Here is an 11,843-nt window from a genome sequence, read left to right as displayed (position 1 = left end):
TGGTCGCTCTTTGTGTTTTGCAGAAGAGGTGGTCTTTATGTGGCAAATGGGCTTGCCGCGCAAGTGTTCTGGCGGATTTATCATTAGACAAAATATTGTATTTTGTCTAATGTCTGCCGCGATGAAGGCCGGAAAGCCGCGATTTTCCTAGGTTCCCAAAACGCCAACACTAGACAAAATGATGCAAGAACGAAAACACCTCGTTTCCGCCGAGGTCGATAAGCTCATAGCTGCCACCAAGGGGACACGGAACGAGGCCCGCGACCGGTGCTTTCTCCTCCTCATGTTCCGGCATGGCCTGCGGGTATCGGAGGCTTGCGGCCTGGTTCTTTCCCAGGTGGACACCGAAAGCCGCGTCCTGCACGTCGCCCGGCTCAAGAAGGGCCTATCCACCACCCAACCGTTGCGGGCCGACGAGCTGCGGGCTATCAAGGCGTGGCTCACAGATCGGGCCAAGATGAAGCCGGACACGGACTCATTTTTTGTGAGTGAGAGGCGGACAGCCTGGAGCCGCAAGACGGCATGGCTTGCGATCCGGCACTATGGCGAGGTGGCAGGCCTTCCCCTGCCCGCCCACCCTCACATGCTCCGCCACGCCTGCGGTTTCGCCCTCGCTGATCAAGGCGCAGACACGCGCTTGATTCAGGACTATCTTGGGCACCGGAACATTCAACACACGGTCAGATATACAGCGACCAACCCAGCCCGATTCGAAAAATTGTGGAGGTAACGGCCATTCTTCAAAACACGCTCATAGCCACGCCCACGCCCTTGGTCTCTGCTGCCGTGGAAGCTTTGGCTTCGCAAGGCGGCATCGAGGCCCGTGGCGCTATTTTTACGCGCGAAGAGGTCGTTGATTTTATCCTTGATCTTGCGGGGTACAAAGAGGACCAGCCGCTTTATCAAAAGCGGATTTTGGAACCTTCCTTTGGGGGGGGCGATTTTTTGCTTCCCATCGTTGGAAGGCTTCTCCGCTCTTGGCGCGCCTCCGGACGTGCTGGCAACGTCCTTGACGATCTAGGGGATTCCATCCGTGCGGTTGAGCTGCATCGGGTGACCTTCTCCGCAACACGTCAGGCCGTCATTCGTCGGATCGAGCAAGAAGGCTTTTCCGTTCAGTCCGCAACGGCTCTTGTGGGTCGGTGGCTAACTCAAACGGATTTTCTCCTCTCCTCGACTGAAGGACGCTTTGATTTTGTTGTCGGCAATCCGCCGTATGTCCGGCAAGAGCTGATTCCCTACCCCTTGTTGTTCGAGTATCGAAGCCGCTATCATACGATGTATGATAGGGCCGATCTTTATATCCCGTTCATTGAGAAGTCGCTTTCGTTGCTTGCTCCAAAAGGGAGCTTGGCCTTCATATGTGCTGATCGCTGGATGAAGAATCGTTACGGCGGCCCATTGCGTAAGCTCGTTGCCAAAGAGTTCAATCTGAAAGTATATGTTGACATGGTGGATACACCGGCCTTTCATAGCGACGTAATTGCCTACCCTGCGATTACTGTTATTTGCCGCGAAAAGTCAGGCGTTACACGTGTTGCCCACCGTCCTAAAATTGATCGTGGCAATTTGAATGCGCTTGCGGCCGAGCTGACCGCACGGAAGCTGTCGCAGGAATCGGCCGGAAAAGTGCGCGAGTTAACACGCATCACGAACGGGTCCGAGCCATGGCTTTTAGAGTCTGCCGATCAAACCGCTCTCATCCGTCGCCTTGAGCTGGAATATCCGACCTTGGAAGAGACCGGCTGCAAAGTGGGCATCGGGGTTGCAACCGGAGCTGACAAGGCTTTCATCGGCAACTTGAATTCCCTCGACGTGGAGCCGGATAGGAAGCTTCCTCTCGTCACAACCAAAGACATTGTATCCGGTGAAGTGAAATGGCATGGCCTGGGGGTTATCAACCCGTTCACAGACAAAGGCCCCCTTGTTGATCTTCGAGATTATCCTCGTTTGCGGCGCTATCTTGAAGAGAGGAAGGAGGTCATCGCCGGTCGTCATGTCGCACAAAAGAATCCTTTAAGGTGGTATCGCACCATTGACAGGATTACGCCATCAATCGCAAAGCAGAAAAAGCTACTCATCCCGGACATAAAGGGAGAGGCGCACGTTGTCTTTGAGGATGGCGAGCTATATCCTCATCATAACTTGTACTATGTGACAGCCGAGCAATGGGATATTCGCGCCCTGCAAGCTGTTCTTTTGTCAGAAGTCACCAAACTTTTTGTGGCGACATACTCAACAAAAATGCGCGGCGGATTTTTACGGTTTCAAGCACAATATCTAAGACGGATTCGCCTTCCCTATTGGAACAACGTAAGCAATGAGCTACGAAACGAGTTGGCGTCTGCTGCCATAAGTAGAGACCTGTACGCCTGTAACAAGGCTGCGTTCCGGCTGTACGGGTTGAGTCATGACGAGCGATCTTCAATTGGAGGGAACGGGGATAATGGCACTTGATCTTGTTGACTATGAGCGCAAGGCCTGCGAGGCTGTGCAAGCCTTTTGGGGAAACCGTGTTGCCGCGCGCCAAAAGCAGATAGAATCTGGGAAAGCCGACCAAGGCGAACGGGCCGGTGTCACTGGCGGCAAGAACATGGACGGCTTTATTGCCTTGGTTCTCGACATCGTACGAGCCAACGGCCTTGCCCATGCTGAGATTCATCAGAGCCGCGCCGTGTTGACCCTGCCTGGTTATTTCAGACCTACGAAATTATGGGATCTTCTTGTTATTTTCAAAGGCGAGTTAATCGCGGCCATTGAGCTAAAAAGCCACGTAGGCCCGTCTTTCGGAAACAACTTTAATAATCGGACCGAAGAAGCCATCGGCACGGCGCATGATTTATGGACCGCTTACAGAGAAGAGGCCTTTGGCAAGCAGCCTCGTCCCTTTGTTGGCTGGCTCATGCTGGTTGAAGATGCTCCCGAGTCGCGTTCTCCCGTTAGGGATAGTTCACCCCACTTCCCTGTTTTCCCTGAGTTCAAAGGCGCTTCTTACCTGAAGCGCTACGATATTCTTTGTCAGCGTCTTGTGCAGGAGCAGCTTTACACGACGGCAGCCGTCCTAACGTCCCCGCGCAGTGCCGCAGAAACAGGGGAAGTCTCCGATATGTCTTCTATGACAAGCTTAAAGACGTTTGTAACATCCCTCGCAGGGCATATAGCGGCGGAGGCAGCTAGGCTTTCTTAGTTGATGCACGCGCCCCAATATCGGCGGGCGCTTTTGATTCACATGGGCAGTTAAGGCGGTGGATTCTTTATTAAAGGGGAAACACATGACCGCTGATGAATACCTTCGTTCCATTCTCGCGCGCGAAGCCGTCGATACGAGCCAAACCTCTCCTGTTATACGAGCGGCAAACGCACTCTATCCTATTATTAACGGATGGGCAGGAATTTATCTGAATGGGATTCAGCCGAGTGGTTCTTTTGCTAAAGGAACAGCAAACCACAGCGGGACAGACATTGATTTGTTTATTTCTTTGTTAAGCAATACCCCGGACACTCTTAAAGAAATTTATAATACTTTGTTTAACGCGTTGAGCCAGAACGGGCATTCTCCAAGAAAACAGAATGTTTCCATTAATGTGAAAGTCAATGGATATAGCGTTGATCTTGTGCCTGGACGCCTACAAGACCCAAGTGGATTAGATCATAGCTTGTATCGCAGGAAAGCCGACACGTGGACGAAGACCAATATACACACACATATCAATTACGTCGCTTCGTGTGGTAGGACTCAAGAAACTAGGGTGCTCAAACTTTGGCGCAATCAAAACGCGCTAGATTTTCCATCGTTTTACCTAGAAATGACTGTGATAAATGCCCTGGCAGGAAAAAACATGGGCTTGTCTGCTAATGTCCTGCATGTGCTCGATTATATAAAAGAAAGTTTTATGTCCGCACGCGTTGTTGACCCCGCCAACACAAATAACATTGTGTCAGACGATCTGACAGATACCGAGAAAAGGATAATAAAATCGAAGGCCGAACAAGCTTTGACGGCTTCAAACTGGGGGCAAATCGTAATATGAGCACTTGGTCTTTAAGCACAATTCTGGCCGGGTTGCATGATGATATTGAAAACCGCTTGAGGATTGCCCGACAATCGTTCAATCATCCAGGCACAAAAGGCGATGCTAGTGAATGTGTCTGGCTTGAGCTGCTAAACTCTTATTTGCCACAACGCTATAAGGCCGCCTCTGCTCACGTTGTAGACTGCAACGGCCAATTTAGCGATCAAATTGATATTGTCGTTTTTGATCGTCAATATTCGCCATTTATATTTAATTTCCAGGGTCAGGCCATCATACCGGCAGAAAGTGTCTATGCAGTTTTTGAGGCCAAGCAATCAATCAACGCCGTTCAAGTTGGGTATGCCAAGGAAAAGGCGGCCACAGTCAGGAAGTTGCACCGGACAAGCTTGCCCATTCCACATGCAGGAGGAACATATCCGGCCAAGACGCCCCAACATATTCTTGCTGGGCTTTTAACATTTGAAAGTGATTGGAAACCTGGGCTTGGAAAGCCTTTGCTTGATGTTCTCAAAACCGAAGACCAAAATTCTGTATTGGATTTTGGATGTGTTGCCGCACATGGAATTTACGGTAGCGATGTGGATGGTGATTTTTCTTTTGTGCCTCAAGGTAAACCTGCGACGGCTTTTTTGTTTGAGCTGATTGCAAGACTTCAAATGATTGCAACCGTTCCTATGATAGATGTGCGGGCTTACGCTAAATGGCTTGAAGCTCCTAGTGCACCGTAGCAATTGTTTATGTTTAGCAGTGGCTTTTCCATAATGCCAAGCCTTTCAAAATTTGTCTTCATGGGATCCCCTCAGAATCCGGAAAATTTCGTACGTTTACTTAAAAAATATATAATAAATTAAGTCAGATACAAGGCACTTGTCTCCCGTTCAAAGTCTGAGCCCAGGCGCTGAAAAACTAGTTGTAATAATTGATATTTTTCCCATTGGCGTGCTTTAAAATCCGTATTCTGAAGGCGACCCCTTCCTGGAGCCTGTGCTTTGCCGTCAAGGTGCTCTTGCCTGAGCCGTTTGGCCCTGCGATGACCCACAGTTGCGGCCGAGGGGGCACTCCCACCCCCTCTCGATGTCATTGACCGCCATAATGGAGCCAGCGATGTGCCCCCCCTAATGGAGCCACCTTGGGTGGAGATTCCGGGGTTCAGACGCATCGAAAAGTTAGGTGTTTTCCCCCGCACCGGCAACGCGATTTTTCAGCGCCGCCTCCTCTCAGGAGCTTCGATAGCTCCTTCCTTCTCCTCCTTTTCATTTTAAGGGGTATAAAAATTGAATTCTAGGGCGCATTGTTCGCAAACTTTAGTCTTGTTTTTTAATTCATTCCCACAAATAGGACACAATCTATGTGTATTTTTCAAAAAACTATCCAAAATATTAACACCACAAGAATTTGTTGCTCCGAGAGTCAAATTTCCATCGCTACCAATAAAGATGTTGCAAATATCAACCTCAAGTCCGGTACGTGCAAAGGCATCCAAAGCATTTTCAAATGCCTGAACCCATCCATTGGGGATTTGAATTGAAATTCGACCTCCTTTCATAGCTGTTTTGAAAAAATGCGGGAATCGTTCAACGATTTGCTGCATGTTGTTTGGAATTTTGCTTTTCGGTTCTTCTTCTTCATCATCGTCTTCGTTAAAGCGCATTCTATGCGGGATTCTTCCGGGAATTCTTCCCGGAATTCTTGGACCCTCGTCCTTTTTGACCTCTTCTTGTTTTTCTTTGTCTTTGGATTCAAGAATTTCAAAGATCATTTCGAGCGAAGGCGCTTCTTTGGCTTCTTCCATAACTGTCTCGACATTGGATGGGGCTTCAGCTAATTCCATTTGTAATTCATCGTGCGAAATTTGTAAATTTTCAACATATTGAAGCCGGCGACGTGATTGAGCGTCAAATTTAACGACAAAAGCCCTTCCTGGCTCAAGCTCGTTCAGAAATACCGCTTCGTTGTACCGTCTTGCGACTTCTTGTGAAACGGGGTCATCACAGTACATGAAAATGCGGTTATTGACATTGTTTAGAAATTCCAGAACGGAAGCGCCGGACGCTCCACGACTTTGCAAAGATGAAACCGACTGTGTGCCGACAATGGTCACGTTTTTATACTCACGCGATTTTGCAGCAAAAGAATTATCATTATACCTGTTGCTCGGGTGAAAATCAGAAAGTTCCTGAAATTCGTCACCGACAAAGAAAGTATACTCTTCTTTGTTCAACTTGAGACCATTTTCAAAAACAGCTCGATAATACTCCGTCAGAACATAGCGAGATAGCCATGCTCCTACTTGCCCAGAAGTCCCGTCAAACCTTAAAAGAACAATCTTTCTTTGTTTATAAATCAAATCGGCAAGATTGAGTCCGCTTCCAGAAGTTGCAAAATTCTGGGCAATACTTGAATTCTGCAAAAATTCGGTCAACCCATTCCGAACAGCTCCGAGTCTCCAGGTAGTTTGTTCGTTAAAAGTGTTGCTTGAGCTTTTTCTGTTGTCATAAACAAGAGGGTTGAAATTATCCGATTGAACACGGCTCAAGAAATCCTTTTGATCTTTAGAATTTGTGTCTAAAACATGTTTTTTGAAATACTGGAACAATCGCGCAGCCAAAGGCCAGTCATTCAAAATATCAACTAAATTTTTTAAGTTCGTTTGAATTTCATTGTTCTTTTCATTCAAATATCTTAATAGTGTTACGCATTCAGTCGCAATCGTAACACCTTTTGTATGCCAGTCCAGGTTCGATGTCATGTTTCCGAATTGGAACGTGGCAATAACAGTTAAAAGCTCTCTGACTTGAGAGATTGAAAGTCCGCTTAATAAATCCACCTTTGAAGCATTTTTTGATGATCCGAATTCAACAACGTCATCAATCCGACCTCTCTTTGTGGCTAAAATCCGCACTTGCTCGGAAAGGTTTCCTTTAATGTCAATGATAAGGCCGGAATGACCCTTTTCGATCAAAGCTCCAATGGCTGGCAAAATGACCGAAGTCGTTTTCCCGGTGCCAGTCGATCCCAAAACAAGGGTATTGTAACACGCTTCTTCCCGAGAAATCGAAATCCCGGAGTCAAATTTGATAATAGCATCCTTGGCGGGTTCAATCTGGGGCCGAACAGGGGTTTTGGCGCAAAATCCGATAGATGCCATGACGGACCTCGTATTTTTGGGAAGAATGGATTTCCAGGGCGTATGCGCCCTGGAAATTTGTTTTAGGGCACAATTTCTCTAAAAGCAAGGCTAGAGAACATGTTCATTGATTTTTATTATTTGGTATTTTAGGAATCCCGTATGGAAACGAAATTGGGCGAGGTTGCGGACGTGATCCGCTGCCAGTTGCCGAGGACTCGCACTGGCGGAAAAGATGGGTGGATTTTGTGCCGCGAGGTGACGCAGGCCGATTTTGAACCAATTTCGGGCATCGTAAGTGGCGGGAGTGGAGATATTTGGGTCGAACTTGACCCAAGTGGAAAACAGAAAAAGTATTTGATCCGGAACAACGACGTACTTTTCTCTTTTCGCGGGACCGGAGAAACACTTGGACAGGCCGGGCTTTATATTGGTCAAAATGAAGAAAGGGTTGTTTGTGGGCAAAGTCTTTGCATTATTCGTCCCAAAGCCATAGACGGGCTTTGGCTCTATTATTTCATGAGGAGGAGAGCGGCTAGAGAAAGCTTGCTGGCAAAGTCATGTGGAAATCGACTTATGACAATCAATTTAAACGATTTAAGAGATGTTTTGGTAGAAATGTCTTCCGATGAAGAAGTTGATAAAATTCATGCAAAACACAAGCGCATCTCTTCTATTTACACGGAAATACAAGAATTGAGTGCTGAAATGATTCGTTTAATGGAATAAAAAAGCCCCCAAATGGGGGCTTTATGTTTGGCTACTTCCATGGCTACGTTATTCTTGGCGCGGTTCGTACATTGCGCAACATCGCGGATGGGGGACGAGGAACGTGGGTTCAGGCGGGCGCGCAAAAGAGCGCGTATCATTACTCTCTGTCTCGTAAAATACCAAAAACTTCATTTTGTGCGCCAGACATGTCACATGCGTAGCGACGTACCATTTGTCAGTATGACAATCCTGTCCCTGGCCGGTACACGGCAAGCCGTTGTTACATCCGAGGCAAATACTGGTCGGATTGTTCTGCTCCGGGTTCAATTGTTTGTTGATCTGTTCCGTGATCCACGCTTGTTGGTTCTGTGTCTGCTGCGACATATGCTTTGGCTCCTGTTTCTGGATGCATTGAGCTATCCAAGATAGTCATTGTTGGTTCGTAATCACGCATCTGTTCAAGCCAACGTTGTCTCCAGCTCTTATGTTCTTGCCTTCTTTTTTTAATAAGCTGTTTCTTTGCAATAGAAAATGTTTGAGTGATCCGCTTAGACCATTTGCTTATCTTGATATGACTCGGTCCAGCAATAATATTCTGCGCTTGGAGTGACGCGGCCAAGGTCTTCGCCTCTTGACTGTCCAGGTAGGCCAGGATTTTTTTGACCTGGGTCGGATCGATGTCGTGTTCCAGGCAGTGGGCAATATCCTTCTTGGACAGTCCATAATTGCTAAGTTCTAAGGCAACAATAGCTAAACGAGGAAGCTTTTCTTTGTGCTTGATTTCGACATCATGCTTTGTTTTAAGCATGGAGTATAAGCCAAACTTCTCGAACTCTTTTCCATTCATCTTCTCAACGCGTTGTTGCCGGTCCAAAATCTGATTCGCATCATAATACGATTGAGTAGTCCCAGACGATTTTGACCGGCTCATGCCTTTAACGAGACTTTCCAATGATTTTACTTTGTTCTTGTCAACATACAGACGAAAATTCCCTTTATGCCTAGTCGCTCCAACATACGTTGTCCGGTTGTCCCAAGTGCTGCCGTGCAAGGCGTACACGTCCGTTTGGGTTTTCCCCTGGCCCTTGTAGACGGTCCCGGCATAGCCCAGGGCAAACCCATTGAACTCGGAAGGTTTCCAAGTAACAATCTGCCCAGTGTCAAATAAAACAGTTATTTCGTCATCACTGATATTTTGAACGGTGCCAAAACTTCCATTTATCAAATCAGAGTTAATATTTTTTGCAGTAGCATTGATCTGGAGTCGATCACCAACGCCAAATGTTTGTTGAAATGCCAAGTCGCCTTTTTTGCAAATAAACTCAAAAGCGCCGATAACGTGTCCGGCTTCTCTCATCGCTTCGGAACATGCATCATTGATTGCATTGACTTCTGCATTTGTGCCAGCGTAGACAAATCTATTGACACTTGGATTGTTAAGCGCGTCCGTTTTCCATTGTTCTAAAAGTTCTTTAATTGGGTCGTTTGAAGGGATGATGTGTCCATTCTTATTATATGCTTCGATGGCTTCACCGATTCTTCCGTCCGCCAAATTCATGCTTGCCTTTATCATCCATTCTTCTTTTTGACGTCTTACCTGGGAAATCAGAGATTCACTTGTCCTGGTCCGAATCTCTGAATACATTCCTCCTCGCTGAACACTGGAAAGCTGTGCATCGTCGCCGATAAGAACCAGTTTTGCGCCTGTTCTTTCTGCATGATCGGTTAATCGCAGTAAAATTGAATTGTCCATCATCGCCGCTTCATCGACAAATACAACCGTTGTTTCATCCCATGGCACGGTCTTTTTCTTGGGGTTTTCTTGCTTCAGAAGTTCGGAATGCAATGTGGAAGCTTCTTTGAACCCGTCTTTCGCCATGTCCCTCGACACCGCGTTCGTCGGGGCCAGTCCCACCACCCGCCACCCGTCAGCCTCGAAAGCCTCCCGAGCCGCGCCCATGGTGTAGCTCTTGCCGGCCCCAGCCCGGCCCTGGATGACGCAGAGCCGGTTCTCGGCCGTCATCACGTCAAAAGCCTCGCGCTGCTCCGTATCGAGCGTTTTAGAGGCCAATGCGGCGGCCCTGGACTTGGCGCTTGCCGCGCCGCCCTTGCCCTCTAGGATTTTTCCCACGTTGCCCAGGATCGCGGCTTCCTCGGCTCGGACCTTTCGGCTCGTGTAGACATTGGCCTCTTCGCCGAAGGCATTGAACAGCGGAACACATTCGGCGTTTTTTAGGATCGCCTCTACCAATACTTCGCGTTCATCATCGTCTTCAATACCATGCTTTTTGAGAGTTTTGTTGAGATCACGGACATTGAAAGTGGTTTGGCGATAAACAAGGGCTTCAAGAATAGCCGGGTGGTCATTTCTGGCGATGTTTTGCAACTCTTCTAAACGAGTTTGATTTTCAGCAACTTTTGCAGAGTTCTTAATATGACGAGCTTTGCCTTCGTGGACTTGAGAAATAGCGGCAGTCGGATCGACTTTGATGTCTAAACCATTTGACACGAAATATTGGTTTTGGAAATCGGCCCACTGCATATGAAGACCGTCTTTTTCAGAGACAAAGCCTTTTCCTGTTTTTGATGAAAATGATTGTTTGACATCAAGATCACGAGCTTTATGTGAATCAAAGCCGTTTCTGTGAAGACGTCGCGTTGCAGCTAGGATATGAATATGAGGATTCCCTTCCTCCAGGTGGATACTGTACTCGCATGGAATATTTTGATCGGTGAAGTTTTTTTGAATGTATTGTAAGGTCATTTCTATATACATTTTGTGCGTAACTTCGGAATTAGAAGGCAAAGCAAGAATATAATGTTTGGCGAATTGAGCGTTTTTACGAAAACGGATTTCACCCCTTGCAAGGGGTTTCTTGGCAATCTCGGCCTTTTCTACTTCGTTCCAAAGCTGTGTTGCGTCCCAAGAAGGGGAGCCGGGCGGAAGGATAACGCCGGTTGAGAGGACGGCCGCTTCACCATCTTTATATGTCGAAAAATCAACCCCTTGGCTTTCCCAGAACTTCAATTCTTCTGCCGAGCGGCGGATGTAGGCGGACAGGGCAACGGCGGATTTGCCATTGCTGATGCCGATATATTCCAAGCGGGCGAACGCGATTGCCATTTCCCCTGCCTCCTACTCCCACCGCAATCAAACCTTTAAAACTCTACCCCCCCATCCTCGTCAAATCACTTAACTCCTCACTCCCCCCATATTCTCATTGTGTCAAAGTCCCCCCGGGAGGGCGCACGCAAACGGACCTTGTCCGTTTGCATATTGCGTATGCTCAAAATCCTACTCAAAACTATCAAACTAATCCACTGAAATTTACCCAATCCTCCTCCCCCTGCGGGTGAGGCCAAGCGTTCTCGTCCCCTATCGGGGCCGAAACCGCTTGATACGACCATGGAGTAGGGTTATCTTGAAGTCAATCCAGGAGGCGTTATGACGACTGACACCCAGGCCCTGACCAAGGCCCTGACCGCCCACGCGGCGGCGGAACCCAAGGCGGCGGAACCGCAGGTGCCGGCGGCGGAACCGGAACCGCAGGAGTCTCAGGCAGCGGAACCGCAGGAGTCCAAGGCGGCGGAACCCGAATCGCAGGCAGCGTTGGAACCGCCTTTGGCGGCGGAACCACAGGAACCGAAAAAACGAAAGAAGCTCACCCCCGAGGAGGAATTGGAGAAAATCCGCCAGTCCCAAAGCAAGCTCGGCATTCGTGCCGCGCGCCTCCGCGACAAGCTTCGCCGCGAAGCGGACAGGCGGAAATATGAAATTGGCGGTTTGGCTGTTAAGGCGGGGATCGAGGATTGGGATAACGATGTGATTCTAGGCGTTTTAGTCTACGCGTATGGTGCTGGCAAACAGGCTGCTCAAATCGAGAAATGGCGGAAGATTGGGCAGGAAAAGGTCGCAGCGGATGAACAGAGAAAGAAGGGCTAGTTTTTCAAAGGGGGGGCCTAATGTTTCG

Annotated in this window: 9 protein-coding genes; 7 read left to right on the top strand and 2 right to left on the bottom strand. The window is 48.2% G+C overall.

Translation table 11 applies throughout. The features are described 5' to 3' along the window. Window positions 1-178: 178 nt before the first annotated feature. The 5 genes from DMR_RS06780 (at window position 179) to DMR_RS23215 (ending at window position 4,762) form a co-directional block, all read left to right on the top strand. Window positions 179-730, top strand: coding sequence for a tyrosine-type recombinase/integrase (locus DMR_RS06780; RefSeq protein ID WP_015860166.1), 552 nt, complete (start codon window positions 179-181; stop codon window positions 728-730). After that, on the top strand, window positions 721-2,457 hold the full coding sequence (locus tag DMR_RS06775; protein ID WP_232502889.1) for an Eco57I restriction-modification methylase domain-containing protein: 1,737 nt from the start codon (window positions 721-723) through the stop codon (window positions 2,455-2,457). Before DMR_RS06780 ends, DMR_RS06775 begins: the two co-directional genes overlap by 10 nt. Then, complete coding sequence (locus DMR_RS06770) at window positions 2,447-3,187, top strand: PaeR7I family type II restriction endonuclease (RefSeq protein WP_015860164.1); 741 nt, start codon at window positions 2,447-2,449, stop codon at window positions 3,185-3,187. Before DMR_RS06775 ends, DMR_RS06770 begins: the two co-directional genes overlap by 11 nt. Window positions 3,188-3,272: 85 nt before the next feature. Beyond that, window positions 3,273-4,031, top strand: coding sequence for a hypothetical protein (locus tag DMR_RS06765; RefSeq protein WP_015860163.1), 759 nt, complete (start codon window positions 3,273-3,275; stop codon window positions 4,029-4,031). Then, entirely contained in the window at window positions 4,028-4,762 is a 735-nt protein-coding gene (locus tag DMR_RS23215) for a DUF6602 domain-containing protein (RefSeq protein WP_015860162.1), read from the top strand. Before DMR_RS06765 ends, DMR_RS23215 begins: the two co-directional genes overlap by 4 nt. Before the next feature lie 530 nt (window positions 4,763-5,292). On the opposite strand, the gene DMR_RS24355 is transcribed toward DMR_RS23215, so the two are convergent. Continuing rightward, window positions 5,293-7,182 (bottom strand): type IV secretory system conjugative DNA transfer family protein, encoded by a 1,890-nt coding sequence (locus tag DMR_RS24355; protein WP_015860161.1) that lies wholly within the window; start codon window positions 7,180-7,182, stop codon window positions 5,293-5,295. 141 nt (window positions 7,183-7,323) lie between these two features. Between DMR_RS24355 and DMR_RS24350 the strand changes: the two genes are divergently transcribed. After that, complete coding sequence (locus DMR_RS24350; RefSeq protein WP_015860160.1) at window positions 7,324-7,890, top strand: restriction endonuclease subunit S; 567 nt, start codon at window positions 7,324-7,326, stop codon at window positions 7,888-7,890. Between the two features lie 262 nt (window positions 7,891-8,152). On the opposite strand, the gene DMR_RS06755 is transcribed toward DMR_RS24350, so the two are convergent. Continuing rightward, window positions 8,153-10,996: an AAA family ATPase gene (locus DMR_RS06755; RefSeq protein WP_015860159.1), complete on the bottom strand. Its 2,844-nt coding sequence runs from the start codon at window positions 10,994-10,996 to the stop codon at window positions 8,153-8,155. 321 nt (window positions 10,997-11,317) lie between these two features. On the opposite strand from DMR_RS06755, the gene traD reads away from it, so the two are divergent. Beyond that, the gene (gene traD, locus DMR_RS22345; RefSeq protein ID WP_015860158.1) at window positions 11,318-11,815 is read left to right on the top strand and encodes a conjugal transfer protein TraD; all 498 of its coding nucleotides are present in this window, start codon (window positions 11,318-11,320) and stop codon (window positions 11,813-11,815) included. The last annotated feature ends 28 nt before the right edge of the window (window positions 11,816-11,843 follow it).

This window comes from Solidesulfovibrio magneticus RS-1 (assembly GCF_000010665.1).
Classification (GTDB): Bacteria; Desulfobacterota; Desulfovibrionia; order Desulfovibrionales; family Desulfovibrionaceae; genus Solidesulfovibrio; species Solidesulfovibrio magneticus.
Note: the sequence above shows the minus strand (reverse complement) of the source record. Positions and strands in the feature narration are given on the sequence as shown.